General features: G+C 58.2%; 27 protein-coding genes. 15 read left to right on the top strand and 12 right to left on the bottom strand.

The annotated features are described in order from the left end of the window. Positions 1-7: 7 nt before the first annotated feature. From ACR0A1_RS03920 to ACR0A1_RS03930, 3 genes are read left to right on the top strand one after another with little or no spacing between them, the layout of a single operon-like run. On the top strand, positions 8-211 hold the full coding sequence (locus ACR0A1_RS03920; RefSeq protein WP_039535902.1) for a DUF2061 domain-containing protein: 204 nt from the start codon (positions 8-10) through the stop codon (positions 209-211). Continuing rightward, positions 204-1,106: a fatty acid desaturase gene (locus ACR0A1_RS03925; RefSeq protein WP_170567086.1), complete on the top strand. Its 903-nt coding sequence runs from the start codon at positions 204-206 to the stop codon at positions 1,104-1,106. The genes ACR0A1_RS03920 and ACR0A1_RS03925 overlap by 8 nt, the downstream gene beginning before the upstream one ends. Before the next feature lie 21 nt (positions 1,107-1,127). Then, a complete protein-coding gene (locus ACR0A1_RS03930; protein WP_170567088.1) occupies positions 1,128-2,030 on the top strand; it encodes a DMT family transporter in 903 nt (300 codons plus the stop codon). On the opposite strand, the gene ACR0A1_RS03935 is transcribed toward ACR0A1_RS03930, so the two are convergent. From ACR0A1_RS03935 to ACR0A1_RS03945, 3 genes are all read right to left on the bottom strand, one after another. Then, on the bottom strand, positions 2,027-3,379 hold the full coding sequence (locus ACR0A1_RS03935; protein ID WP_170396782.1) for a DEAD/DEAH box helicase: 1,353 nt from the start codon (positions 3,377-3,379) through the stop codon (positions 2,027-2,029). The two genes, ACR0A1_RS03930 and ACR0A1_RS03935, sit on opposite strands and share 4 nt — an antisense overlap. 183 nt (positions 3,380-3,562) lie before the next feature. Continuing rightward, complete coding sequence (locus tag ACR0A1_RS03940; RefSeq protein ID WP_170662732.1) at positions 3,563-4,468, bottom strand: glycosyltransferase family 2 protein; 906 nt, start codon at positions 4,466-4,468, stop codon at positions 3,563-3,565. A gap of 41 nt (positions 4,469-4,509) precedes the next feature. Further along, complete coding sequence (locus ACR0A1_RS03945; protein WP_170817885.1) at positions 4,510-6,114, bottom strand: peptide chain release factor 3; 1,605 nt, start codon at positions 6,112-6,114, stop codon at positions 4,510-4,512. A 109-nt stretch (positions 6,115-6,223) separates the two neighbouring features. On the opposite strand from ACR0A1_RS03945, the gene ACR0A1_RS03950 reads away from it, so the two are divergent. From ACR0A1_RS03950 to ACR0A1_RS03985, 8 genes are all read left to right on the top strand, one after another. Further along, a complete protein-coding gene (locus ACR0A1_RS03950; RefSeq protein WP_170396787.1) occupies positions 6,224-6,586 on the top strand; it encodes a SnoaL-like domain-containing protein in 363 nt (120 codons plus the stop codon). Between the two features lie 72 nt (positions 6,587-6,658). Next, positions 6,659-7,438: an SDR family oxidoreductase gene (locus tag ACR0A1_RS03955; RefSeq protein WP_170421993.1), complete on the top strand. Its 780-nt coding sequence runs from the start codon at positions 6,659-6,661 to the stop codon at positions 7,436-7,438. A gap of 2 nt (positions 7,439-7,440) precedes the next feature. Continuing rightward, positions 7,441-8,553, top strand: coding sequence for a hypothetical protein (locus tag ACR0A1_RS03960; RefSeq protein ID WP_480866321.1), 1,113 nt, complete (start codon positions 7,441-7,443; stop codon positions 8,551-8,553). A gap of 96 nt (positions 8,554-8,649) precedes the next feature. Beyond that, a complete protein-coding gene (locus ACR0A1_RS03965) occupies positions 8,650-9,696 on the top strand; it encodes a methyltransferase domain-containing protein (RefSeq protein ID WP_480866323.1) in 1,047 nt (348 codons plus the stop codon). A gap of 80 nt (positions 9,697-9,776) precedes the next feature. Beyond that, positions 9,777-10,862, top strand: a complete 1,086-nt coding sequence (locus ACR0A1_RS03970) for an ABC transporter ATP-binding protein (RefSeq protein WP_480866325.1) — start codon at positions 9,777-9,779, stop codon at positions 10,860-10,862. Between the two features lie 118 nt (positions 10,863-10,980). Next, complete coding sequence (gene surE / locus ACR0A1_RS03975) at positions 10,981-11,763, top strand: 5'/3'-nucleotidase SurE (protein ID WP_480866327.1); 783 nt, start codon at positions 10,981-10,983, stop codon at positions 11,761-11,763. Continuing rightward, positions 11,760-12,410 (top strand): protein-L-isoaspartate(D-aspartate) O-methyltransferase, encoded by a 651-nt coding sequence (locus ACR0A1_RS03980; protein ID WP_480866329.1) that lies wholly within the window; start codon positions 11,760-11,762, stop codon positions 12,408-12,410. Before surE ends, ACR0A1_RS03980 begins: the two co-directional genes overlap by 4 nt. A gap of 58 nt (positions 12,411-12,468) precedes the next feature. Further along, positions 12,469-13,632: a peptidoglycan DD-metalloendopeptidase family protein gene (locus ACR0A1_RS03985; RefSeq protein WP_170406164.1), complete on the top strand. Its 1,164-nt coding sequence runs from the start codon at positions 12,469-12,471 to the stop codon at positions 13,630-13,632. Positions 13,633-13,695: 63 nt separating this feature from the next. Here the strand turns inward: ACR0A1_RS03985 and ACR0A1_RS03990 are convergent, their stop codons facing one another. Both ACR0A1_RS03990 and ACR0A1_RS03995 read right to left on the bottom strand, forming a co-directional pair. Continuing rightward, positions 13,696-14,367 (bottom strand): helix-turn-helix transcriptional regulator, encoded by a 672-nt coding sequence (locus tag ACR0A1_RS03990; protein ID WP_223117959.1) that lies wholly within the window; start codon positions 14,365-14,367, stop codon positions 13,696-13,698. A gap of 21 nt (positions 14,368-14,388) precedes the next feature. Beyond that, positions 14,389-14,694 carry a hypothetical protein gene (locus tag ACR0A1_RS03995; RefSeq protein ID WP_170406158.1) on the bottom strand — a complete coding sequence of 102 codons (306 nt, stop codon included), beginning with the start codon at positions 14,692-14,694 and terminating at the stop codon, positions 14,389-14,391. 218 nt (positions 14,695-14,912) lie between these two features. On the opposite strand from ACR0A1_RS03995, the gene ACR0A1_RS04000 reads away from it, so the two are divergent. The 4 genes from ACR0A1_RS04000 (at position 14,913) to ACR0A1_RS04015 (ending at position 17,426) form a co-directional block, all read left to right on the top strand. Continuing rightward, entirely contained in the window at positions 14,913-15,128 is a 216-nt protein-coding gene (locus tag ACR0A1_RS04000) for a twin-arginine translocase TatA/TatE family subunit (protein ID WP_010440381.1), read from the top strand. Between the two features lie 6 nt (positions 15,129-15,134). Next, complete coding sequence (gene tatB, locus ACR0A1_RS04005; protein ID WP_480753014.1) at positions 15,135-15,593, top strand: Sec-independent protein translocase protein TatB; 459 nt, start codon at positions 15,135-15,137, stop codon at positions 15,591-15,593. Continuing rightward, the gene (gene tatC, locus ACR0A1_RS04010) at positions 15,590-16,468 is read left to right on the top strand and encodes a twin-arginine translocase subunit TatC (RefSeq protein WP_170396809.1); all 879 of its coding nucleotides are present in this window, start codon (positions 15,590-15,592) and stop codon (positions 16,466-16,468) included. The genes tatB and tatC overlap by 4 nt, the downstream gene beginning before the upstream one ends. 115 nt (positions 16,469-16,583) lie before the next feature. Beyond that, positions 16,584-17,426 carry an ATP-binding protein gene (locus ACR0A1_RS04015; RefSeq protein ID WP_170396985.1) on the top strand — a complete coding sequence of 281 codons (843 nt, stop codon included), beginning with the start codon at positions 16,584-16,586 and terminating at the stop codon, positions 17,424-17,426. Positions 17,427-17,487: 61 nt separating this feature from the next. Here ACR0A1_RS04015 and ACR0A1_RS04020 read toward each other — a convergent pair whose 3' ends face one another. The 7 genes from ACR0A1_RS04020 to ACR0A1_RS04050 form a co-directional block, all read right to left on the bottom strand. Then, the gene (locus ACR0A1_RS04020; protein WP_170396811.1) at positions 17,488-18,132 is read right to left on the bottom strand and encodes an SDR family NAD(P)-dependent oxidoreductase; all 645 of its coding nucleotides are present in this window, start codon (positions 18,130-18,132) and stop codon (positions 17,488-17,490) included. A gap of 42 nt (positions 18,133-18,174) precedes the next feature. Further along, entirely contained in the window at positions 18,175-18,423 is a 249-nt protein-coding gene (locus tag ACR0A1_RS04025) for a hypothetical protein (RefSeq protein WP_170396813.1), read from the bottom strand. 238 nt (positions 18,424-18,661) lie between these two features. Then, a complete protein-coding gene (gene purF / locus ACR0A1_RS04030; RefSeq protein ID WP_170396815.1) occupies positions 18,662-20,182 on the bottom strand; it encodes an amidophosphoribosyltransferase in 1,521 nt (506 codons plus the stop codon). 638 nt (positions 20,183-20,820) lie between these two features. Beyond that, a complete protein-coding gene (locus ACR0A1_RS04035) occupies positions 20,821-21,393 on the bottom strand; it encodes a CvpA family protein (RefSeq protein WP_170421967.1) in 573 nt (190 codons plus the stop codon). Positions 21,394-21,433: 40 nt separating this feature from the next. Continuing rightward, on the bottom strand, positions 21,434-22,798 hold the full coding sequence (gene radA, locus ACR0A1_RS04040) for a DNA repair protein RadA (protein ID WP_170396821.1): 1,365 nt from the start codon (positions 22,796-22,798) through the stop codon (positions 21,434-21,436). A 121-nt stretch (positions 22,799-22,919) separates the two neighbouring features. Beyond that, complete coding sequence (locus tag ACR0A1_RS04045; RefSeq protein WP_480736052.1) at positions 22,920-23,696, bottom strand: DNA repair protein; 777 nt, start codon at positions 23,694-23,696, stop codon at positions 22,920-22,922. Between the two features lie 148 nt (positions 23,697-23,844). Beyond that, positions 23,845-24,297: a paraquat-inducible protein A gene (locus ACR0A1_RS04050; protein ID WP_170396825.1), complete on the bottom strand. Its 453-nt coding sequence runs from the start codon at positions 24,295-24,297 to the stop codon at positions 23,845-23,847. Positions 24,298-24,395 lie beyond the last annotated feature (98 nt).

The raw sequence follows: 24,395 nt of genomic DNA on the forward strand, positions 1-24,395 counted from the left end.
GTCTGGAATGGAAACGCGACGCAGGTCGGTCGTGAAGGCGCTGGTTTGGAATGCGATGGGGCTGGCGATGATGACGCTGGTTGGTTTGATCGCCACGGGTTCAGCAGCACTTGGAGGGATGGTTGCACTGGTCAATACGGCCATTGGTTTGACCATGTATGTGATTTACGAGCGTATCTGGGCCGGAATTTCGTGGGGCCGCAATGGCTGAGCCGGTCACACCCAAATCTCCCGAATGGGCGACATTTGCCCTGATTATCGCGTGTTATTCCGCTTGGCTTGGTGCGATTTTCTGGTTGGCAGGCATATCGCTTTGGGTTGCGATCCCGTTCATGGGGCTGGTGGCTGCGCTGCATTCCTCGCTGACCCATGAGGCTTTGCACGGGCATCCCTTTCGCCAGAAGTGGCTGAATGAGGCGCTGATGGCGATGCCGCTGACTTTGTTCATTCCCTACAATCGGTTTCGGGACCTGCATCTGGCGCATCACTGTGACGCGAACCTAACCGATCCCTACGATGACCCTGAGACCAACTATCTTGACCCACAGGTCTGGGCGTCTCTGTCCGGTTGGCAGAGGCGGATGTATCAAGTGAACAACACTCTGCTGGGGCGGATGGTTCTGGGGCCTGCGATCGGGCAGGTTGCGTTCTTGCGGGATGAACTGCGTGGTGCACTTCGCGGAGATCGGGCGATTTTGTTGGCATGGGCGCTGCATATGCCAGGCGTTGTCGCGACTCTTTGGATCGTCGCGCTTTCGCAAATGCCGATCTGGGCCTTCGCCCTTTCAGCATATATCGGGCTGGGACTGGTCAAGATCCGCACATTCCTGGAACACCGCGCGCATGAGAAATCGCGCGCGCGCACAGTGATCGTAGAAGACCGTGGCATCCTTGCATTTCTGTTTTTGAACAATAACTTGCACGTCGTTCATCATATGAACCCATCAGCACCTTGGTACCGATTGCCGGCACTCTACCGCACGGGCAAGGAAAGATACTTGGCCTGTAACGAGGCTTATGTCTACCGTTCGTACGGGCAGATATTCCGAGAGTATTTCTGGCGCGCCAAGGATCCGGTGGCGCATCCGCTCTGGCCAAAGCCTTGATTTAACGACAGAAGGGAAGCCATGAGTTTATGGATTCCCGTCACCATCGCGGCCGCATCGTTCCAGACGGTGCGGTTCATGCTGCAGAAATCCCTGAGCAGCGTGAAGCTTTCGGCTGCCGGGGCGACATTTGCACGATTCGCCTATTCCATGCCATTGGCCTTGCTGGGGCTTTTCATTGCTTTGGCCGCGACGGGGTACGAACTGCCAGCGCTGTCGGCGAAGTTCTGGATATTTGCTGTCATCGGCGGGACCACACAGATATTGGCCACGATCTGCGTTGTGGCATTGTTCAAGCAGCGCAACTTTGCGGTAGGGATTACGTTCAAGAAAACTGAGGTGATTCAAACCGCTATTGTGGGGTTCCTTGTCCTCGGCGATCAGGTCTCTACCGGGGCGCTGGGGGCAATTCTGCTTGGGTTGCTGGCCGTCCTGTTATTGTCAAAAACGCCCGGAGGCAGCGGCGCTTGGTGGCAACATCTGACAAACAAAGCCTCGCGTCTTGGACTGGGGTCAGGCGTGTTATTCGCATTCTCCTCGGTCAGCTATCGCGGCGCCTCTTTGCAATTGGGCGACATCGATGCGTGGTTCCGGGCACTTGTGACACTGGCCGTCGTGGTAACGTTTCAGTTTCTCAGCATGTGGCTGTGGCTGCTTTGGCGAGACAGGGCCGAGCTGCGCGCGGTGTGGGAGACTCGCCGGACCGGTGTTTTTGTCGGCCTGACCAGCCTCTGTGGTTCGTTTTGCTGGTTCTTCGCCTTCACGTTGCAGAACGCTGCCTATGTAAAGGCCTTGGGTCAGATCGAACTGATCCTCAGCCTGTTCGCATCGCTGCTGTTTTTCCGTGAAACCATCACCCGGCGCGAGATCGCCGGGATGACGTTGCTTGGCTTGTCGATACTGGCGCTTGTGCTGACAATCTAGCCTGCGCGACGCTCATCAAAGCTGAGAGCGATAAAGCTGGGGAGGTGATCCCCCATGCCTACAACTGCTGGCCCGCCATCGTCGCGACGCCCACGACCACGGGTTTTGGGCTCTCGCTCTTTGCGGCTCTCGCTCTTTTTGTTGTCCGACGCTTTGGCCTTCTTCTCTGGCTTTGGCGCCTCGGGCTTGGGCTCATCGGCCTTGACCGGATTGTCGATGCGCGGAATGTCCTTTTGGATCAGGCTCTCGATCGCGGCCAGCGCCTTTTCATCGCGGCCCGAGCAGATCGTGATTGCCTTGCCTTCGCGCCCGGCACGGCCCGTGCGGCCGATGCGGTGGACATAATCTTCGGCATGGCCGGGAACATCGAAGTTGAACACGTGGCTGACCGAGGGGATATCCAGACCCCGTGCAGCAACGTCCGAAGCCACCAGCAGCCGCAGTGATCCATCGCGGAATCCGTCCAGTGTTTTCATCCGCTGCGACTGATCCAGATCGCCATGGATCGCGGCGGCGTTATAGCCGTATTTCTTCAGCGACTTGGCGCAGATATCTACATCGGTCTTGCGATTGCAGAAGATGATGGCGTTGGTGCATTTGTCACCCTCGGCATCGATCAATGCGCGCAGGGTCTTGCGTTTCTGGCTGGCCTCACGATCCCGGCGACCACCTTTGAACATCACCACGCCTTGTTCGATGGTTTCCGAAGCGGTGGCCTGACGCGCAACTTCGACCCGGGTGGGGGCCGACAGGAAAGTATCGGTGATCCGTTCGATCTCGGGCGCCATGGTGGCCGAGAAGAACAGCGTCTGGCGGGTGAATGGCGTCAGCGAGAAGATGCGCTCGATATCAGGAATGAAGCCCATGTCGAGCATCCGGTCAGCTTCGTCCACCACCATGATCTGAACGCCTGTCAGAAGCAGCTTCCCACGTTCGAAATGATCCAGCAGACGGCCCGGAGTGGCAATCAGCACGTCAACACCGCGGTCAATCAGAGCATCCTGTTCCTTGAAGGAAACGCCACCGATCAACAGTGCTTTGGTCAGCTTGAGGTGCTTGGCGTAGGTGTCGAAATTCTCGGCCACCTGCGCTGCCAGTTCCCGCGTCGGGCACAAGACCAGCGAGCGTGGCATACGTGCGCGGGCGCGCCCACGGGCCAGCAATGTGATCATCGGCAGGGTGAAGCTGGCGGTTTTGCCGGTGCCGGTTTGGGCGATCCCCAGAACATCGCGCCCTTCCAGCGCGGCTGGAATTGCGCCTTCCTGGATCGGGGTCGGAGTTTCGTATCCGGCTTCCTCAATTGCTTTGAGGACCTTCGGGTTCAGGTTCAGTTCGTTAAACTTTGTCATGTATGTCCGGTTCAAGCGGACACTAGACCTGGCCCGCGCGTCTGAAAATGCCGGGCCCGGATGGCCATGCGCCCCATGCGCGTTTCGGCTGTGGCGCGGGCATAACAAAAACGTGGGGCAGGGTCAAATGAAGTCGGTTTAATCCGTGGCAAATCTGCCGGTAACAAGGATTTCTGCAACAATTCAGATGGTTCCGGGAAAGTGTTTCGCGACTTTTTGGTCCAGATCAAGCGGCCGGTGACGGATCAATTCGTTATCCTCAAGCCGTTCCAGCACTTCCGGGTCAGCAGCGCTGATTTCATCGTAAAATTCCCGCAGGCCATCGAGCCCGTATTCGGTTTCCAGAAGGGTGATCAATTCGTACCTGTCTAGCGCACCGATCTTTCGCGGCCGATCCGGGCTGGCCTGGTACGAGCCGCGTTCGAGGCGGAAACGATAATGCGCCAGCCAATGCTCCCAATCCGGGGCGTGGCGATGACACAGATCGATCTGAGGAAGCTCGGTTCTGACTGGCAGAAACTCACCGTGCTGATAGAGGTTGTGGATACGGTCGCTCAGTTTTTTCAAACCGCCGCGTACGAACAGTTTGCCCTGAATGTGGCTCATGAAACCGGCCAGAACGTAAGTGCCGAAATTGGGATAGAGCGCTTCGACCAGCGCTTGTCGATTCTGACCTTCGGGAATGAACGCTTTGTAGAGGTCCTGGCCACCCGCCAGCGCCTCAATCGGGCGGACGCGGACGGCGGGGATGTCATCGGGAATGTCGCGCAGCAGGTCTGGGATCGGGGACATCGGCCACAGGAACTCATCGACATCGATATGTGCGACCCAGTCCAGATCAGTCCTGTTGTAGATCAAATTCGCGTTCGAGGATTGTCGAACCTGATGTTTGTCCGGCCTCTCACGCCTGCGACGCTTCCAGAACGCCGCATCGCAGGTACGCACCCGGATCCGGGGATGCTCGCGCAGGGCTGAGATGTCCCCCTGGACCGGCTCGTCTAGAAAGATGTGAATCCGGTCCGCGCCGATATCGAGGTGGTGGGCGGCAAAGCGCAAAATATCCTCACGCGGGGCGCGGATCGTGGACACAATCCCCCATGTGGTCACTTCTGGATTGCCCGCAGAGTCCGTCAGGTCATCATTTCCTTCGTCGCGGTCAGGCTCAGCTCGGGATAATCGCGGACGACCCGGTCGATGTCCCACTGCAGCCGCGTTAGATAGACGATATCTCCATCGTGATCATGGGCAATATGCTGCTTGTTGGCGTTGACGAATTTGTCGATCTCAACCTTGTCGCCACTGACCCAACGGGCCGAGGTGAACTGAGACGCCTCAAACCGCACAGGCAGGCCGTATTCCATCTCAATCCGGCTGGCGAGCACCTCGAATTGCAGCGCACCGACGACGCCGACGATGAAGCCCGACCCAATCGAAGGTTTGAATACCTTCGCGGCACCTTCCTCGGCGAACTGCATCAGCGCCTTTTCCAGATGCTTGGCCTTCAATGGGTCACCCGCGCGCACCGTTTGCAGCAATTCCGGTGCGAAGGAGGGGATGCCGGTTACCCGGATCGCCTCACCTTCGGTCAGCGTGTCGCCGATGCGCAACTGACCGTGGTTGGGAATGCCGATGATGTCTCCGGCCCAGGCTTCCTCGGCCAGTTCCCGGTCAGAGGCGAGGAACAGCACGGGGTTCGATATTGCCATCGGTTTCTTCGATCGCACATGCGTTAGCTTCATGCCACGTTTGAAATGGCCCGAGGCCATGCGGACAAAGGCCACCCGGTCGCGGTGTTTGGGGTCCATATTGGCCTGCACCTTGAACACGAAACCGGCGACCTTCTTTTCATCGGGCGCGATCTGACGGGGCTCAGCCGACTGAACCTGCGGCTGCGGACCATAGGCGCCGATACCCTCCATCAGTTCCTTGACGCCAAACGAGTTGATGGCCGAACCAAACCAGATCGGCGTCATGTGCCCCTCAAGCACCGCCTGAGGGTCGAGCTTGGGCAGCAATTCGCGCGCCATCTCAACCTCTTCCAGCAGCTTGTCGAGCAATTCAGCGGGCACATGCTCGGCCAGCTTAGGGTCATCCAGACCATTGATTTGGATGCTTTCGGCAACCTTGTTGCGGTCGGCGCGGTCCATCAGCTCAAGCCGGTCGCGCAGCATGTCGTAGCAGCCGATGAAATCGCGACCCACACCGATAGGCCACGCGGCTGGCGTGACGTCGATCGCCAGCATTTCCTGAATTTCGTCGATGATCTCGAACGTATCCCGGCTTTCGCGGTCCATCTTGTTACAGAAGGTCAGGATCGGCAGATCGCGCAGGCGGCAGACCTCGAACAGTTTCTGCGTCTGGCTTTCCACACCTTTCGCACCGTCAATGACCATGACGGCGGCGTCTACGGCTGTCAGGGTGCGATAGGTGTCTTCGGAGAAATCCGAGTGGCCGGGTGTGTCCACAAGATTGAATCGGAAGTTCCCATAGTCGAACGACATGGCCGAGGCTGAGACCGAGATACCGCGATCTTTCTCCATCTGCATAAAGTCCGACCGCGTCCGCCGTGCCTCACCCTTGGCGCGTACCTGTCCAGCCATCTGGATCGCGCCGCCGTACAGCAGAAACTTTTCCGTCAGCGTCGTCTTGCCCGCATCCGGGTGCGAGATGATAGCGAATGTCCGGCGACGAGCGATCTCGGGCGGCAGGGTGGGTTGGTTCGAAGTATCAAGCATAAGCGCGCGTATAGGCGGGGAATCCAACTGAGGCAAGACAAAGGGGGTGGTTCGAATCATGTGGCTGTGGCAATAAGAACATATAGTGAACAAAATATGGAGTGGACCAATGAATTTGAAAGAAATCGCAGACGAACTGGTTGCTGGATGCCGCGAGAACCGGGCCAAGGAGAACCTCGAGAAGCTTTATGCCTCGGATGCTGTTTCTGTTGAGGGACAGGATTTTGCGGGCATGGGGCGCGAGACGCACGGATTGGAAGCTATTCGTGGCAAGCACGAATGGTGGGAAGGCGCTCATGAAGTATCGGGCGCGTCCGTCAGTGGCCCGTACCCGCATGGTGACGACCGCTTTGCCGTGATCTTTGAAGTGCAGGGCAAGGTGAAAGAAACCGGTGAAAGCTTTGATATGCGTGAGGTCGGTGTTTATCACGTCGCCGATGGCAAGATCGTGCGTGAAGAGTTCTTTTATTAATCCGCAAGATCCCATTCTGGCCTTCTTTGCCGGGCCGATGTTAGATGTGTGCCGAAGATAGGGAGGGTCAGAATGGACTTGGGAATTCGCGGAAAACGCGCGCTGGTTTGTGCCAGCAGCAAAGGCTTGGGATTGGGCTGTGCCGAGGCGTTGGCCGAAGCCGGCGTCGATCTTGTGATGAACGCGCGCGGAGCCGAAACGTTGGAGGCCGAAGCCACGCGTTTGCGATCATCATATGGCATTGCCGTGCAGACATTGGCTTGTGATGTTACCACACCAGAGGGTCAGGCCGAGGTGATAAGTGCCGCGCAGGGTGCTGATATCCTTGTCACAAACGCGGGTGGCCCTCCGCCCGGCATGTGGTCAGACTGGGAGCGTGATGATTTCATCAAAGCGCTGGATGCCAATATGCTGACACCCATAGCTTTCATGAAGGCTCTGCTGCCGGGCATGATGGATAAGGGCTGGGGTCGCGTGGTGAATATCACCTCGCAGTCGGTACGCGCGCCGATTGCGGTGCTGGGCCTGTCAAATGCGGCGCGAACTGGATTAACCGGCTATGTTGCGGGCACATCGCGCCAGGTGGCGCCACATGGCGTGACGATTAATAATCTGCTGCCAGGTATCCACGCCACCGACCGCGCGAACGCGCTGGATGGCGGGGTGTCAGAGCAGAAAGGTATTTCGATGGCCGAGGCACGGGCTGAACGCGCTGCAACCATCCCAGCGAGACGCTATGGCACGAGGGAAGAGTTTGGGGCGACCTGCGCGTTTCTATGCTCGCAACACGCCGGGTTCATTGTCGGGCAGAACATTTTGCTGGACGGTGGTGGCACCAATCTGACGATGTAGGTATGGCACAGAACTTTTCTCTGAAAGATCAGTTGTTCAACGCGGAAAAGGTAAGCTTTCTTGCGGGCTTGTTCGCCAAGGTTGATTCCGATTTCAAGGAAGAAGCATTCGCGGCGAAAGTGATGTCGCGTTTGCCCGAGCTTGAACTGAAAGAGCGTATGGCGTGGATTGCAGAGTGTCTGCAAGAATCGGTGCCTGGCGATTTGCCGGCAGTGGCACCGGTCATTCTGCGGGCGCTGCCGCCTCCGCTGGACCCCGCCAAAAGTGATGACGACTTCGGAGACTTTATCTTTGCGCCCTTGGGTGATTGGGTTTGTGCAATCGGCCTGGATCATCCCGCTTTGGCGCTGGATGTATTCGAAGAGTTGACCCAGAGATTTTCGATGGAATGGGCGATCCGCCCGTTCCTCAATCACCACTCCGAACTGGTCATGGCGCGGATGCAGGGCTGGTGCACCCATCCCAGCTATCACGTGCGTCGTCTGGTCAGCGAGGGCACGCGGCCGCGTTTACCGTGGGGGCAGGCCGTTGGCTTGGCAATGTCAGACCCATTGCCGTTATTGGACCGGTTGCACGGGGATCGGACGCGCTATGTGACGCGCTCGGTCGCCAATCATCTGAATGATATCACCAAGAAAGACCCCGATCTGGTGCTGGAACGTCTGCGGGATTGGGGCAAGGCAGGGCGGCAGGACAAGGATGAACTGAACTGGATGACATCTCATGCATTACGAGGCCTTGTGAAATCTGGGCATCCCAAGGCGATGAAGGTGCTTGGATACGATCCCGATGCAGATATTGCGGTTGAGATTCAGGTAAACGGTCCGGCCCGGATTGGTGATGCGCTGGAGTTTGAAACCCGCCTGAGCGGCGCAGAAGATCAGCCAGTCTTGGTCGACTATATCGTTCATTTCCAACGACCTGGCGGAAAGATCTCACCCAAGGTTCACAAGTTGAAACAGGCCGCGCTTACAGGTGGTCAGTTGACACTTAGAAAGCGGCACAAGCTGAAGGGCAATGCAACAACGTTCAAGTTGGTTCCTGGGCCGCATCGGTTGGAGATTCAAGTGAACGGCCGCGTGCACACAGGCGTCGATTTCGACCTGCTCGCCTGAGCCCTGTCACGGTTTCGTCAGATCGGGCGCTGGTGGATTGCGTGGTGTGGATTGCTGCACTAGCTGCAAAAGACCAGTGACAAAAGGATTGCCCCGATGAAGCACGAGGCTGTGCAGAACTACTACGGTGAGGTGTTGCAAGGCAGCGCGGATTTGCAAACAAATGCCTGCTGTACTCCGGATGATATGCCGGATCACTTCAAGAAAATTCTGTCTCAAATTCATGATGATGTGCTGACACGTTACTATGGATGCGGGCTGATTGCTCCGTTGGATCTGGAGGGAATGCGTATCTTGGATCTGGGCTGTGGTGCGGGGCGCGATGTGTATGCTTTATCCGCGATGGTCAGTGAAAAGGGCCGTGTTGTCGGCGTTGACATGACGCCTGAGCAGCTCGACGTGGCGCGAGCGCATCAGGACCATCACGCGCAGGCATTCGGTCATTCGGCCAGCAATGTCGAGTTTCACCAAGGCTATATCGAAAAGCTGGATGAGCTGGACCTCGAACCGGGATCGTTCGATATCATCGTCTCAAACTGCGTGATCAATCTGGCGACCGACAAGGCTGCTGTGCTGCGCGGTGCGCATCGGCTGCTGAAAGAGGGTGGCGAGATGTATTTCTCGGACGTCTATGCCGACCGCCGGGTGCCCAAGGCGATGGCCGAGGATGAGATCCTGTATGGCGAATGCCTGTCGGGTGCGCTCTATTGGAACGATTTTCTGTCGATGTCGCGTGCTGCCGGATTTGGCGATCCCCGTCGGGTGACGCATCGTCCTTTGACGATCGAAAACCCAATTCTTGAAGAACGGGTCGCACCGCTGAGCTTTATCTCGGCCACCTACCGTCTGTTCAAGCTGCCGGAGTTGGAACCTGCGTGCGAGGATTACGGTCAGGCTGTGATCTACAAGGGCACAGTGCCGCATGCGCCGCATGAATTTGTTCTGGATGACCACCATACGATCGAGGCCGGCAAAGTATTCCCGGTCTGTGGCAACACGTGGATGATGCTGCAAGACACCCGTTTTGCACGACATTTCGAGTTTATCGGCGATTTCTCGACCCATTACGGGATTTTCGAAGGCTGCGGCGGGGATAGCCCGTTTGTTGTACAGGGCGAAGCTGCCTCGACCGGGTGCTGCTGATCCCTTGCGCCTGATGGGCGGGGTTGTTATCCCCGCCTAAGCCCGATGGAATTGATCGGGAAAGGCAATGGGGTCCATCGGTGACAGTGACGACAACTCCTCCTCGATTGGAAATCCGCAATCTGATTGCGCGCTTTGGCGGGCGGACGGTCGTGGATGATGTATCGTTGACCGTACACGCGGGGCAGGTGACTTGCCTGCTGGGGCCTTCGGGCTGCGGAAAGTCGACCACATTGCGGATGATCGCGGGGGTCGAAATGCAGACCTCGGGCGAGATTTACGTCGATGGTAAGCTGATCTGTGACACGGTATTCCGCGTACCGCCCGAACGGCGCGAGATTGGGCTGATGTTTCAGGATTTTGCGCTGTTTCCACATCTCAGCGTAGCGGATAACGTCGCGTTCGGCCTGAAAGGCAGCAAAGAGCAGAAACGCGCGCGGGTCGAGGAACTGCTGACCAAGGTCGATCTGATGCGGTTCATCGATGGATTTCCGCATCAGTTATCTGGGGGTGAGCAGCAGCGGGTTGCTCTGGCCCGTGCTTTGGCCCCACGTCCGCGGATCATGCTGATGGATGAGCCGTTCTCGGGCCTCGATAACCGTCTGCGCGACGGCATTCGGGACGAAACGCTCGCAGTCCTCAAAGAAGAGGACGCTGCTGTTCTGTTGGTCACGCATGAGCCGGACGAGGCGATGCGAATGGCTGATGAAATCGCGCTGATGCGGCGCGGCAAGATTGTGCAGCAGGGGGCGCCATACAATGTCTATACCCGGCCTGCAGACAAGGCAGCAGTTTCGTTTTTTAGTGATATCAATGTGTTGAAGGCTCAAGTTAATGGTGCGTTGGCGCATACTCCGTTTGGCCGTTTTCTTGCGCCCGGTGTGCCGGACGCGACCGATGTTGATATCGTGTTTCGACCCCAGCACGTCAAGCTGGACTTCGACCGCAATGGCAAAGGGCCTGCGCCGACGCCGACAGACGGCATTGCCGCCCGAGGCGTGGTTGAGCGTGCTCGGTTTTTGGGAAATGAAAGCCTTGTCGAGTTTCGCATGGACTATGATGGCTCGATCCTGAAGGCGACGGTCCCGAACGTCTTTGTGCCCAAAGAGGGCCGTGTCATGTGGCTGACCATTCGCCGCGACCGGTGTTTTGTATTCCCGGCCTGACGCTCAAATCCTGCATTTTCATCCAAGTGGTGCGTGAAAGCCTCAGATTGCGCATGTGCATTGCTTGTCGCAGCGCTGAGGCGGGTCTATCAAGGGCAAAACGAGGGGTGGACCGGGCATGCGAATTCTTCTGACCAATGATGACGGCATCAATGCGCCGGGACTGATTGTGCTTGAAGCGATCGCGGTTGAACTGGCCGGTCCCGATGGCGAGGTCTGGGTCGTCGCGCCTGCCTTTGAGCAGTCAGGCGTGGGCCATTGCATTAGCTATACCCACCCAATGATGGTCGCCAAACTGGGCGAGCGTCGCTATGCCGCCGAAGGGTCTCCGGCGGATTGCGTGTTGGCCGGTTTGCACGACGTTATGAAGGACGCCCCGCCCGATCTGGTGTTGTCAGGGGTGAACCGGGGCAACAACTCGGCTGAAAACACGCTGTATTCGGGTACTATCGGCGGCGCGATGGAGGCGGCGTTGCAAGGTGTGCCCGCGATTGCCTTGTCTCAGTATTTCGGGCCGCGCAATCTGGGGCTGGACGATTCGTTTGAGGCGGCTGCCAAATTTGGGGCCGATCTGGTGCGCCGCATTCTTGATGCGACACCCGAGCAGCAGGGCGACTATCGTCTGTTCTATAATGTGAATTTCCCTCCGGTTCCCGCAGATGAGGTGCTGGGTACGCGCGTGGCCCCGCAGGGGTACCGGCGCGATACACATTTCTCTGTCGAGCCGCACAGCTCGCCCTCGGGTCGCCGGTTCCTTTGGATTAAGGGCGGGTATCAACATAACCCGACTGCTCCGGGCACGGATGCGGCGGTCAATCTGGAAGGATATATCTCGGTCACTCCGATGCGCGCTGATCTGACAGCATATGACACGCTCGAGGCGCTAAAGGTCATCGAATGACTGAACCAAGCGCAGAAACCATAATGCAGTTCCTGTTTGCCCTGCGCTCGCGCGGGGTGACGGATGCACGTGTACTGGCAGCGATGGAGCAGGTTGACCGGGGGCAGTTTGTCAAAGGCCTGTTCGCGGACCGGGCCTATGAGGACACTCCACTGCCTATTGCCTGTGGACAGACCATCAGCCAGCCTTCGGTTGTGGGGCTGATGACGCAGGCGCTGCAGGTGCGTCCGCGTGATACGGTTCTAGAGGTCGGCACCGGCTCGGGCTATCAGGCGGCGATCCTGTCCAAGCTGGCGCGCCGGGTCTACACGGTTGAGCGGCACAAGAGGCTGGTGCGCGAAACGGGAGAACTGTTCCGTGAGCTGGGGCTGACGAATGTGACCGCGATGCTGTCGGATGGATCATTCGGACTGTCCGAGCAGGCCCCGTTCGACCGTATCATTGTGACCGCGGCCGCCGAAGATCCTCCGGGGCCGCTCTTGGCGCAGTTGAAAATCGGCGGTATCATGGTGTTACCCGTGGGCCAGTCGGACGCGGTGCAGACCCTAATCCGGGTCACGCGCACTGAAACCGGTCTGGACTATGACGAATTGTTGCCGGTCCGTTTTGTGCCCTTGCTTGAGGGGCTGGGAAAAGACGGAGCGTAAAGGTATATTAGAGGCGCCAGAACCCCGGAGAACAGGGGCAGGTGTTGAGGACAGTAAAATGAGAGCAGTTTCCAAATCAGCAATGCGCCGCTATGCGACAGGTGTTGCCGCGCTGGCAATTTTGGCCGGGTGTGAAGGGCCATATGACTATGACCTGCGCGGCAATGTCGGCGGGTTCTCCACTGCAGATGCCGCCCTTGCAGCGACCGCCAACCGCCCGACGCCGGATGCGCGTGGCGTGATCACCTATCCGAACTATCAGGTCGCGGTAGCCCGCCGTGGGGATACAGTTGGCGATGTCGCCACCCGGATCGGCATGCCGGTGGCCGAATTGGCGCGGTTTAACGGATTGCAGCCAAATGACAGCCTGCGTGACGGTGAAGTTCTGGCCTTGCCGCGCTCGGTCGGTGGGACGAGCAATGTTGATATTGCGACCATTGCCGGAACCGCGATTGACGAGGCACCGGACACAGGATCTGTACAGACATCGACATTGGAGCCCGCGCAACCTGCTGCGGCTCCGGCACCGGTTGCTACGGGGCCTGAGCCGATCCGGCACAAGGTCAAGCGGGGTGAGACAGCCTATACAATTTCGCGGCTCTATCAGGTGCCTGTGGAGTCTCTGGCAGAATGGAACGGTTTGGGACCAGACTTTATGGTGCGCGAAGACCAGTACCTGTTGATCCCGGTCAAGAATCAACCGGCACCTCGGGCAGCGGCGCCGGCCGCCACGGCAACTGCGGTAACCCAACCGGGCGAAGGCTCACCAACTCCTACGCCGCCGAGCGCGACGCAGCCATTGCCGGATGAGAAAGTTGCCGCGGCAACGCCTGCGCCGGATATTACAGCCGAGGCCCCGACCAATTCGGGAAGCTCGGCGCTGGCAAGCCCGGTGAGCGGCACCATCATTCGGACCTACAAGAAGGGTAAGAATGAGGGGATAGATATCGCCGCAGCGCCAGGCGCGTCGGTCAGTGCGGCCGAGGCAGGCACGGTCGCCGCGATCACCGCGGATGCGGATCAGGTTCCGATCATCGTTGTGAAACACAACAATGACTTGCTGACTGTTTATGCCAATGTCGACAATATCACCATCAAGAAAGGTGATCGGGTGCGACGGGGACAAAAGATCGCCTCGCTGCGCGGAGGCGACAATGCATATGTGCACTTCGAAGTGCGCAAAGGGTTCGAGTCGGTTGATCCCGAGCCTTACCTGAAGTGACCGAAATGGCCCGTTCCGGGCCATGCCTCCGGCGGAGGTATTTGGGGCCAGATGAAGGACGGATCACGCATTGGGATCGTAGTCGCTGAGCCTTTTACCCGGTTCGTCGGTAAAGAGTTCCGGTAGAGGCGTGACGTTTTCTATCAGGTCGATGCGGAAGACGCGGAAGTCGTCGCGCAGCTCGCACCAGGCGGTCAGTGTCCAGACACGGCCCCAGTATTCCATATGCAGCGGTCGGATGGTGCGTTCGGTCAGCGCGCCGTCAATGCGACGGTAGCTGAGCTGCAATTTCTGGCGCGATTTGATCGCGGCGCGGATCGGGGCCATATGTGCCATTCCGCGTACGACATCAGCGAAGGGATAGACCGCGAATTTCCAGCTGTCGGCCTCGGCAATGACCTGCGTGGGCAAGACGGCGTCGATTTTCTCGGCCAGAGAGTCCGCGGCGGATTTAAGATCGGGATCGGCGGCCTCGGCAACGATCGCCATGCCGAGGTTCAGAGCCTCAAGCTCGGCGGGTGTCAGGTTTAGCGGGGGCAGCGTGATCTGTTCACGCACCATGTAACCTACGCCGCGTTCGCCTTCTACAGGAACGCCCGAGGCCACCAACGTGTCCATATCGCGATAGATCGTACGGACCGACACCTCAAGTCGGTCCGCGATGTCCTGCGCGCGGTGCAAGTTACCATCGCGCAGGATCTGTATGATGTCGAACAGGCGGTCAGTGCGGCGCATGACACGCCGTCTGAGCCGCCCTTAGGCGGTCATGTTCCATAGCACGGTCTCGTGACGCATCTGGGCGCTGTCGGGGTTGATTGCCGCCATCAGAGCGGGTGCAAAATCCTGTTGCATGAATGCAGCAGCGGCATCCTTTGCGGATTTCATATCGGTCCAGACGACATAGTCGGTCCAGCGGCCATCTTCGCCATGGCTTAGCTGGCGGTGGGTAAAGCCGGGAGCCGCGCGGACGAAGGCTTCGGAGGCTTGGCTTAGCCTGACGAACTGTTCGGGCTTTGTGCCGTCGGCAAGGGTAAAGGTGACGATTTCTGCGACATGGGTCATGTGGTTCTCCGTAGACCAGGTTTCGATATCGTCCTTCTAGGTGATATCAACTGACATAAACCTGTCAGTTGAGAAATGCGAGTCCGCAAAAAACGCATGATCCGTTCAATTTTGCGCGCGGATTTGATCTGTCGCACTTTTGCTGATGCCCGTACGGGCGTAGACACGGGGCCAGACATATTCACGGCGCGCTGCGCCGACGTAGAAGGAGACAAGTCATGCTCAACAATATTGGCCTTCCGGGTATCCTGCTGATTGCTGTTGTGGTTCTCGTCCTGTTTGGACGCGGCAAGATTAGCTCGCTGATGGGTGAAGTGGGTAAAGGCATTACCTCGTTCAAAAAAGGCATCAAGGAAGGTTCGGAAGAACTGGAGCAGGATGCGTCCGAGCTGGCCAAGGACGTCACGCCTGAGACTGACAAAGACAAGGTCTGAGCCTAGATGTTTGATCTGGGCTGGACCGAGCTTCTGGTCATCGGCATCGTCGCGTTGATCGTGGTGGGACCAAAGGACCTGCCTTTGCTGTTCCGCAATGTCGGACGGTTCGTCGGAAAGGCGCGCGGCATGGCGCGCGAATTCAGCACTGCAATGAACGAGGCTGCGGACGAAGCAGGCGTCAATGAGATCAAGAAGGGCCTGAACGCGGCGACCAACCCGGTTAGTACAGCGATGGACGGGATCAACGAAGCCGCGCGCGACGTGGCCAAATCCATCGACCCAACCAAGTTCGACCCTGACAGCGAGACCGGCAAGCTGGCCACCGAGCGAGCAGAGCAAGCCAAGAAGATCCAAGCCACAACGGCGCGCGCTGCCGCTGAACGCAAGGCCAAGGAAGCCGCGGATGCGCTGGCCAAGGCGGAAGAGGCCGAAGCAGCGCTGAAAACCGAAAGCAAGACATGACCAAGACCGACGAGATCGAGGACAGCTCGGCACCCCTGATCGAGCACCTGGCCGAGCTACGTACGCGGCTGATCCACTGCGTTGTGGCGTTTCTGATCGGTATGATCATCTGTTTCACCGTGGCCACGCCACTGTTCAACTTCCTCACGCAACCGCTATGTGAGGTGCTGACCGAGCGTGGACAGGATTGCGGGCTGATCTTCATCTCGCCGCAGGAAGGGTTCTTTGTAGCGATCAAGGTTTCGCTGCTGGGCGGGTTCATTCTGGCCTTTCCCTATATCGGGATGCAGATGTGGAGGTTCGTGGCGCCGGGCCTGTATAAGTCGGAAAAGAACGCGTTTCTGCCGTTCATGCTGGCCTCTCCCTTCATGTTCCTGCTGGGCGCAAGCTTCGCTTTTTATGTGGTCACGCCATTGGCCTATGACTTCTTCCTCGGTTTCCAGCAATTTGGAGCGGAAGGGGAAGCTGTAGCAGAAGGCGCAACCGCACCTTTGAGCGTGGTGTTTCAGGGTTCGGCGCAGGAATATCTCAACCTGACCATCAAGTTCATCGTGGCCTTTGGCCTGTGCTTTCAATTGCCCGTATTGCTGACACTGATGGGTAAGGCCGGACTTGTCAGTGCCGAAGGTCTGGGGGCAGTGCGTAAATATGCGGTGGTAGGCATTCTGGTGTTGGCTGCGATTGTCACACCGCCGGACGTGATCACCCAGATCATCCTCTTTGTCGTAGTTTACGGGCTCTATGAAATTTCAATATTCCTGGTCGCCCGTGTCGAGAAGAAGCGCGAAGAACAGTTGCGCGCCGATGGATACTACGACGATGAAGAGGCCGAAGCCGACGCAGACGTGATGCAGGATTACGAAGAGAACAAGTAACCTATTCCAATAGCTTTAAAGGCGCGCCCAAGGTAGGCGCGCCTTTTTCAATTGCTACTCTTGTTGTGTTGATCGGAACATGGTTGAACTCCGCCAGAACATCCCGGAGGAGCCGATGGACGACCAAGCCCTGAATCGCATTGCGGACGCGTTGGAACGCATGGCGCCCGCGCCGCTGGCGACACCTGATTTCAATGCGGCCCCGGCTTTCGTCTGGCATGTCGAGCCTGACCGGCTGGAACCCGTCACACAGGTCAATCGGGTCGACCTTGATCTATTGGTGGGGATCAACCGCTCCCGCGATACGTTGCTGGACAACACGCGCCGCTTTGCTGCGGGTTACAAGGCTAATAACGCGCTCTTGTGGGGCGCGCGCGGAATGGGGAAATCCAGCCTCGTCAAAGCGGTGCACGGTACGTTGCAGGATGAGCATCCTGACCTGAAACTGGTCGAATTGCAGCGCGAGGATATGGGCTCGGTCGCGCGTTTGCTGAACCACCTGCGTGCCGCGCCGCACAGGTTCATCCTGTTTTGCGATGATTTGTCGTTCAGCCACGATGATCAGCATTACAAATCGCTCAAGGCCGTGCTGGACGGCGGTATCGAAGGTCGCCCGGAAAACGTTGTGTTCTACGCCACATCAAACCGCCGCCACCTGATGCCGCGCGACATGATCGAAAACGAACGCTCCAGCGCCATTAATCCGTCCGAGGCGGTCGAGGAGAAGGTCTCACTCTCTGACCGTTTCGGCCTGTGGCTGGGGTTCCACCCCTGCGATCAGGACGAATATCTAGCGATGATCGATCGCTACTGCGCCGCTCATGGCGTCAAGGTTGATCCCGAAACTCTGCGCGCCGAAGCCATCGAGTGGCAAGCCACACGGGGGGCACGCTCGGGCCGCGTCGCCTGGCAATTCTTCGTCGACCTCGCCGGGCGAAACGGCGTCCATATCGGTTAGTCCGCGCGCTTCATCTGGCCAGAAATACCTCCGCCGGAGGCATGGCCCGTCAGGGCCATTCTCACAACAGTGCTATAATCCGCGCCGCCTCATCCGCAGTGCTGGTTAATACATCCCGATCCTCACCGGGATGGAAACGTGCACGGACAGCGGTCGGCATCGGTGCAGGCTCAACAATCGATACGCGCGGTCCCGTCCGTGCGGTCTCGGTCGCCCAACTGCGAGCCAGCGCCATCTGTGCCGCTTTGGTGGCGCCGTAGATGCCATAGAACTTCTCGCCTGCCTTCGGGTCATCGAAGAACACGGCATGGCCAGTTTCGCCCAACAAAGGCGAGACATACGGGATCAGAACCGAGGTGGCGTTTGCATTGATGCTGACTGCCTTGTTCCATTCCTTCGGATCAACGAAATGCACTGGCGTCAGGGCTGAGGTATGGATTGCAGTATGCAACCACAAATCGATCTTGCCCCAGCGATCGTGAATGCCCCGGCACAGGGTCGCCATCGCATTGGGATCGGTGATGTCCATGGGGGCCAGAGTGGCCGAGCCACCCTTCGCCTGGATGCGGTCATCCAGCTCTTCCAGCCCGCCCTGAGTGCGAGCGACAGCGACGATGTGATAGTCGGGGGCCAGCGCTTCGGCCAGCGCCGCGCCCAACCCGCGAGAAGCCCCGGTGATAAGGGCGATTTTGGTCTGATCGGTCATGAGGGGGGTTTGAACCTGCACGCGCAGGGCGTCAAGTCAGGATCAGCTGCCGGGGATGTCGATCCTTCGGTTCTGGCCGCTTTGTCGCAGCACAACACCATTTTCATCAATGGCGACGACCTTACCCGGGCCGACACGACTGCCGGGTTTCACTTTCTTAATGCGCCCCGACGACATGCGGACCAGGGCTTGCAGGTCCGCCTTGGGCCCAAAAATGCCCAATACCGAGACCGCGTTCTTCTTGAGCGCCCCCGCCTGTGTGGCGGCGCTTTTCACCGTTGCGTTTGCCATGTTCTGTGGCCGAGCTGCGCGCCCGGACCCCGTTTTGTGAGTGGTTTTCGGCATTCGGGTAACACGGGCTTTGCCGGACCAAAAGGCCGGCAGCACTCGGTTCGGAGCGGTTCGAATGCCGCATACCGAACCCTTTGCAAATGCAGCCTGTTCAGCAATAGGTTGTCGGCGGATTCTGACCTATGGCCGCTAGCGCAAGTCTCTTGGCCGACGCCTCAGGACAAAGCGATTCGCCCGATCACCCCGAGGCAAGTTTCGCCGCGTTCCACGAACTGCCGACCACCTGCATATCCTCACGCTTTTTGCTGACCCGACTGCTGTTTTCCAGACTGCCCAGATATTCCTCGTCGACGCCGGTGACGTAGTTGCCGTCAAAGCAGGAACAGTCAAAAGCTTCGATCTCGGGGTTGCCTTCCTTGGCAGCCCAGATCAGATCGTCGAGATGTTGGTAGAACAGCGCATCCGCACCCAGTTCTTCGCGAATCTCCTCGATCTCTTTGCCATTCGCGACAAGCTCGTGTCGTGTGGGCATATCGATGCCATAGACATTGGGGTATTTCACCGGTGGCGAGGCGCTGGCGATGTAGACCTTTTTGGCGCCGGCCTCACGGCACATCTGGACGATCTTTTTGATTGTATTGCCGCGCACGATCGAATCGTCGATCAGCAGTACGTTATGACCGTCAAACTCCAAAGGCACCGCGTTCAGTTTGCGACGCACGGATTTCTGCCGTTCTTCCTGGCCCGGCATGATGAAGGTGCGGCCAACATAACGGTTCTTAACAAGCCCCTCGCGATAGGGAATGCCTGTGATCTTTGCGGCCTCAAGCGCGACAGGGCGGGCGCTATCTGGCACAGGGATGATCCGGTCGATCTCAAGTCCCGAGTCCTGAATTTGCTTGGCCAGCGTCTGCCCCATGCGCATCTGGGTTTTGTAAACCGATACCCCATCCAGCAGCGAATCTGGTCGGGCCAGATAGACATACTCGAAGATGCAGGGTGTCAGTTTACCTTCAACGGCCTGGAACTCGTGCATATTGCCGTCGAGGTCGATAAGGATCGCCTCGCCGGGACCTAGGTCGCGCAGCTTGTCAAAACCGTTGATGCCGAATGCCACATCTTCGGAAGCAAAGGCATAATCATCGCCGTCACCAGTTGCAGCACGCTTGGCAACAGACAAAGGTCGGATGCCGTAAGGATCGCGGAAGGCCAGCATCCCGACGCCCGCGACGAGGCAGATCACCGAATACGCCCCCTGAACCCGCTCCATCGTCATTTTGACACCGGCAAACAGGTTGCGGATCGGATCAGCATTACCATTGACCTTGATCGCATCCGCAACCTTGTCGGCCAGTACGTTCAGAAGGACCTCGGAATCCGAGGTGGTGCGCAGGTGACGGCTGTATTTCGCGGTAACCTTTTCGCGCTGTTCTTCGGTATTGGTGATGTTGCCGTTATGGACCAGATAGATGCCATAAGGCGCGTTCACGAAAAATGGTTGCGCCTCGGCCGCGCTGAGCGAGCCAGCGGTTGGATAGCGGACATGGCCCATGCCGACCTTTCCCAACAGGGTTTCGGCGTCACTGGCATTGAACACGTCTTTGACGAGACCATTTGCTTTCTTCTCACGGAAGAACTCGCCGTTATAGGTGACGATCCCCGAGGCGTCCTGACCTCGGTGCTGAAGCATCAGCAAGCCGTCATAGATTTCCGCAAAGACATCATGTGTCCGGCTTGCGATCCCCAAAATCCCACACATACACGGGCTCCAATTTCTATGACTTGCTTAGGATGGCGTTCAGGTCGGATCGGGTGTGCACGGGTATCTGAATGGTGTGTTTTGCTCCGTTTGCACGGGACTGAGGCACAAGCACGAAAGCGGCTAGCGCATAAGAAAACAGATACAGCAAGGTCGGCAGCTCCGATTCCATGTCGGTATGGCCACCACATAATGCCAAACGATGCGTGTGTCATCAAAGGATCACATTCGCGATTTGACGCAGGTGCGAATTGTACACGCCGCGGGTTTAGGATGACAAATGTACAGACCTATGCTGTCATATCATTACGAAGGTTTTTTGCATGCAGTCCGGCAATACCTGGTGGAGCAGACGCCATGTGGCAACACAAGCAAAACACACCGAAGGACAAACCTGTCAAGCGGCGTTGCCACCGATGTCGTGGGGCAGGGCGCGCACCCTGCGAGATCTGCAAGGGAACCGGTGAAGTGATCAAGAGCCGAGACCAGTATGGCAAGCCGATCTCAAGCCGATGTGACGGATGCTTTGGCCTGAAGACCATCCGGTGCAATATTTGTGGTGGCGAAGGGTTTATCTGATTTTTCCGAACCAAACGCAAAAAAGCCCGGCTGAAACCGGGCTTTTCTTTGGAATTTGATTAACCCTCAGAGGCGTTGTCGGCGGTGCAGCTTGCGACCAGCTCTTCGTACTGGGCGGTAACCCAACCCAGCGCCGCCTCGGGGTTTTGTTCCTCGATCTTGCTGCTGAACTGTTCGAACACCTTGGCCGAGCGGCTTTCATCGACCATCGTGTAGGATTGACCGGTCATCACGGTGTCGTAGACGAAGAACGCAATCGCAACCAGCAATATGCCGCGGGCGATGCCGAAGAAGAAGCCAAGCGCCTGATCCAGCCCGCCAAGCGCGGAACGCTGCACCAGTGAAGAGAATAGCGGCGTGAAGATGCTGACTACGATTAGTGCAATGGCGAAGACGGCGGCAAAGCCGGTAATCACCGAAAGCTCACAACTGTCGCGCAGGAATTCACCGACCACTGGCACTTCTTTGACCAGCGGTACAGCCTGCGGCGCAAAGATGAATGCTAGAACTGCCGCGGCGACCCAACCTGCGATGGCCAAAACCTCGCGCATGAAACCGCGCGAATAGGCCAGCAAGCCCGACAGCACGATGATCAGGGCCACAACCCCGTCAATTATTGTAAAACCTTCCATGGCCCTCGCCTGTTCGTTTTCTGCCCCTCAAGGCGCGACTTTACCCTGCTCCGAAGGTTTCGCCAACAAACCCCACCAAATCAGAGGGTCGGGTGAGTGTCAGACCTGCCACAGTGCCAGTTTTGCCACCTGCCGGAGCAATTGCCGCTGTGAAACCAAGTTTTTGCGCTTCTTTCAACCTGTTTTCGGTCTGCGGGGCTGGTCTAAGTGCCCCGGATAGCGAGATTTCTCCGAAAACGACCGTATCGGCAGGCAGGGCGGTGTCTTCACGAGCGCTGAGCAGTGCAGCAGCAACGGCGAGGTCGGCAGCAGGTTCGCTGACTTTCAGCCCTCCGGCGACGTTCAGGTAGACATCGAGCCCGGCAAAGGGGATGCCGCAGCGTGCTTCGAGCACTGCAAGGATCATGGCGAGCCGCCCGCTGTCCCAGCCAACGACCGTGCGTCGGGGCTGCGAATGGGGCGAGGGCGCAACCAGTGCCTGCAGTTCGACCAACACGGGGCGGGTGCCTTCGATACCTGCGAACACGGCGGAACCAGGGCTGGGCTTACCGCGTTCCGATAGGAACAGGGCCGAGGGGTTGGTGACTTGCGCCAGCCCTTTGCCGGTCATTTCGAAGACGCCAATCTCATCCGCTGGGCCAAAGCGGTTCTTAACGGCGCGCAGGATGCGGAACTGGTGCCCGCGTTCGCCTTCGAAGTAAAGCACGGTGTCGACCATATGTTCGACTACACGGGGGCCAGCGATCTGGCCTTCTTTGGTGACGTGGCCAACCATGATGATCGATACGCCGTGGCGTTTTGCAAATGTCGTCAGCTCATGCGCTGCGGCGCGCACCTGCGACACCGAGCCCGGCGCGCTGTCGACATTATCGGCCCACATCGTCTGGATCGAGTCGATGATGGCGAGGCCGGGTTTTTCTGCCTCTAGCGTCGTGAGGATGTCCCGAAGGTTGGTTTCAGCGGCCAATTGCACCGGCGACTCTTCCAGACCTAACCGGCGCGCGCGCATCCTAACCTGTGCGCTGGCCTCCTCGCCCGAGACGTAGATGGTTTTGACACCTTTGCGGGCAAAACGTGCTGCAGCTTGCAGTAAGAGGGTCGATTTGCCAATGCCGGGGTCACCGCCCACCAGCAGCGCCGATGCAGGGACAAGGCCGCCGCCGAGGACACGGTCCAATTCTTCAACACCGCAGAGGGTGCGGGGCGGCGGTGTTTCTTCGGTCGATAGGTCGGTGAGCGCGATGGATTGGCCGCGCTTGCCGCCGAGTGACTTCTTGGCTGGTCCTGCCGAAAGCGGCGCTTCCTGAACGATAGTGTTCCATTCGCCGCACGCATCGCAGCGGCCCGACCATCTGGTGTGAGAGGCTCCGCAGGCCGAGCAGGAGAAGGAGTGTGTCTTTGCCATGTCGCCCTTGGTGCCCGAGGAAAGGCGGTTCTTCAAGCCCTTGCGGGCTTTCCTCACCGCCGGTGGCGCGCCACGTCCTCAGGCCCTGCGCGCCATCGTCCGCTGCGGGCGCTAGACACGCCTATTCCGCGGCACGCGGCGGGGTCATCGCAACCACGCTGCCTGGTGTTTGATCGTCCGTGAGGGATTGCAATTGCGCCGACAGTTCCGGAAGCAGATCGAACAGCTCATCCCTGAGGCGCGCGAGTTGCGATTTGGCGATGGATTCCTCGATCTCGATGTCTCGGGTCCATTGGCGCAGCTCGTGCTGGATGATTTGGGCTTCCTCGATGCGCTGCTGGAATTGTTCGACCTCTTCCTGACGTTGCCGCAGGAAGGCACGGGCGCGTTCGACCTTTGTGTCCCCATAGGTCTCGGCCAGTTCCTGGCTGATCTGGCTCATCTGAGCAGCCAGTTCCAGCACCTGCGGTTCGAGCCCCTGCAAATCGGGGTGATCGCGCAGGAAGGCCATGCGCTCTTTCACCGCGTCGAATTCGGAGGCCAGCGCAAAGGCGCCGCTGCGGTCGGCGGCATGGGCGACCTGATAGGCCCCGGCCACGTCCTGCATATTCATTGTGAACTTACGATGGGTGTTTTCAAGCGCCATCATGCGGGCGTTCGATGGCAGATAGAAGACCAGCATCAGGATCAGGGCGGTTAATCCGATCTGGATATAGATGCCTGCGTCAATTGTTGCACCGTTGCTGAGACCGGCCTGCAACGAGAGCCAGGGCAGGATGCCAATCGCGGATAAAATGGTGGTCGTCACCGCGAACAATGCTGCGGCGCAGATCAGGAAAAAAGTGAGCCTTAATAAGGTATTCTGAAATTGCAATGTTATTGTGTGGAGGGCGGCCATGATCGTCGTTCTCCTTCTTCAACCGGTACAAAAACCGGGCCGAAGCGGAAGGTTAAACAGACGCGAAGTGATCCGCTACGGACCCGAAAACTACAAAATTTACTGCTCGAAATATTAAGATGATACTCAAAAATCTGTTTTCAATCAATTAGGTCTGAGGTTTTCGTGATCCAAATGTCATCTCTGTAATATGGCCCAGTGCAAGTGAGGCCAGAATGCAGCCGGTGAACAGGTAGAGACCCCATGCAGTTTCGATGGTGGCGTATGAGATGCCTTTGGCCAGCGTGATGTAGAGCGCGATGAGGAAGATATCGGCCATCGCCAGCTTGCCGAGGATGTTGAGCGCGGGCTGGACGCGCGGGTCCAGCAGGTTCCATTGGATCAGCGCGGTGCCGATGGTTTTGACGTAGGGCGCGAAGAGGGCGAAGACGGTAACGATCAACGCGAGGAAGATGTCGGACTTCCACAAGGACTGGAGCCCGGTGATGACGCTGATTTCACTGAGGCCGAAGATCGGGAGGAGACCGGCGCGCATCAGCGGGGCGAACCACGCGATGGGGTAGAGGATCAGGAGGGATAGGGTGGCGAGGCGGAGGGTCATGAACAAGAATTTTGATAACGCAGTTGAATACTTAATGAGTGGAGGTATCTGCGGCAAGTTCTGAGTTGCGGTCGCTTTAGTTGAGTGTAAGTTTAAGT

This window comes from Ruegeria sp. D6 (assembly GCF_056534365.1).

What these genes read in the sequence shown, in the direction of transcription:
- ACR0A1_RS03920 (WP_039535902.1), top strand. Translation starts at nt 8, where the DNA reads ATGGAAACGCGACGCAGGTCGGTCGTGAAGGCGCTGGTTTGGAATGCG.
- ACR0A1_RS03925 (WP_170567086.1), top strand. Translation starts at nt 204, where the DNA reads ATGGCTGAGCCGGTCACACCCAAATCTCCCGAATGGGCGACATTTGCC.
- ACR0A1_RS03930 (WP_170567088.1), top strand. Translation starts at nt 1,128, where the DNA reads ATGAGTTTATGGATTCCCGTCACCATCGCGGCCGCATCGTTCCAGACG.
- ACR0A1_RS03935 (WP_170396782.1), bottom strand. Translation starts at nt 3,379, where the DNA reads ATGACAAAGTTTAACGAACTGAACCTGAACCCGAAGGTCCTCAAAGCA.
- ACR0A1_RS03945 (WP_170817885.1), bottom strand. Translation starts at nt 6,114, where the DNA reads ATGCTTGATACTTCGAACCAACCCACCCTGCCGCCCGAGATCGCTCGT.
- ACR0A1_RS03950 (WP_170396787.1), top strand. Translation starts at nt 6,224, where the DNA reads ATGAATTTGAAAGAAATCGCAGACGAACTGGTTGCTGGATGCCGCGAG.
- ACR0A1_RS03955 (WP_170421993.1), top strand. Translation starts at nt 6,659, where the DNA reads ATGGACTTGGGAATTCGCGGAAAACGCGCGCTGGTTTGTGCCAGCAGC.
- ACR0A1_RS03960 (WP_480866321.1), top strand. Translation starts at nt 7,441, where the DNA reads ATGGCACAGAACTTTTCTCTGAAAGATCAGTTGTTCAACGCGGAAAAG.
- ACR0A1_RS03965 (WP_480866323.1), top strand. Translation starts at nt 8,650, where the DNA reads ATGAAGCACGAGGCTGTGCAGAACTACTACGGTGAGGTGTTGCAAGGC.
- surE (WP_480866327.1), top strand. Translation starts at nt 10,981, where the DNA reads ATGCGAATTCTTCTGACCAATGATGACGGCATCAATGCGCCGGGACTG.
- ACR0A1_RS03980 (WP_480866329.1), top strand. Translation starts at nt 11,760, where the DNA reads ATGACTGAACCAAGCGCAGAAACCATAATGCAGTTCCTGTTTGCCCTG.
- ACR0A1_RS03985 (WP_170406164.1), top strand. Translation starts at nt 12,469, where the DNA reads ATGAGAGCAGTTTCCAAATCAGCAATGCGCCGCTATGCGACAGGTGTT.
- ACR0A1_RS03990 (WP_223117959.1), bottom strand. Translation starts at nt 14,367, where the DNA reads ATGCGCCGCACTGACCGCCTGTTCGACATCATACAGATCCTGCGCGAT.
- ACR0A1_RS03995 (WP_170406158.1), bottom strand. Translation starts at nt 14,694, where the DNA reads ATGACCCATGTCGCAGAAATCGTCACCTTTACCCTTGCCGACGGCACA.
- ACR0A1_RS04000 (WP_010440381.1), top strand. Translation starts at nt 14,913, where the DNA reads ATGCTCAACAATATTGGCCTTCCGGGTATCCTGCTGATTGCTGTTGTG.
- tatB (WP_480753014.1), top strand. Translation starts at nt 15,135, where the DNA reads ATGTTTGATCTGGGCTGGACCGAGCTTCTGGTCATCGGCATCGTCGCG.
- tatC (WP_170396809.1), top strand. Translation starts at nt 15,590, where the DNA reads ATGACCAAGACCGACGAGATCGAGGACAGCTCGGCACCCCTGATCGAG.
- ACR0A1_RS04015 (WP_170396985.1), top strand. Translation starts at nt 16,584, where the DNA reads ATGGACGACCAAGCCCTGAATCGCATTGCGGACGCGTTGGAACGCATG.
- ACR0A1_RS04020 (WP_170396811.1), bottom strand. Translation starts at nt 18,132, where the DNA reads ATGACCGATCAGACCAAAATCGCCCTTATCACCGGGGCTTCTCGCGGG.
- ACR0A1_RS04025 (WP_170396813.1), bottom strand. Translation starts at nt 18,423, where the DNA reads ATGGCAAACGCAACGGTGAAAAGCGCCGCCACACAGGCGGGGGCGCTC.
- purF (WP_170396815.1), bottom strand. Translation starts at nt 20,182, where the DNA reads ATGTGTGGGATTTTGGGGATCGCAAGCCGGACACATGATGTCTTTGCG.
- ACR0A1_RS04035 (WP_170421967.1), bottom strand. Translation starts at nt 21,393, where the DNA reads ATGGAAGGTTTTACAATAATTGACGGGGTTGTGGCCCTGATCATCGTG.
- radA (WP_170396821.1), bottom strand. Translation starts at nt 22,798, where the DNA reads ATGGCAAAGACACACTCCTTCTCCTGCTCGGCCTGCGGAGCCTCTCAC.
- ACR0A1_RS04045 (WP_480736052.1), bottom strand. Translation starts at nt 23,696, where the DNA reads ATGGCCGCCCTCCACACAATAACATTGCAATTTCAGAATACCTTATTA.
- ACR0A1_RS04050 (WP_170396825.1), bottom strand. Translation starts at nt 24,297, where the DNA reads ATGACCCTCCGCCTCGCCACCCTATCCCTCCTGATCCTCTACCCCATC.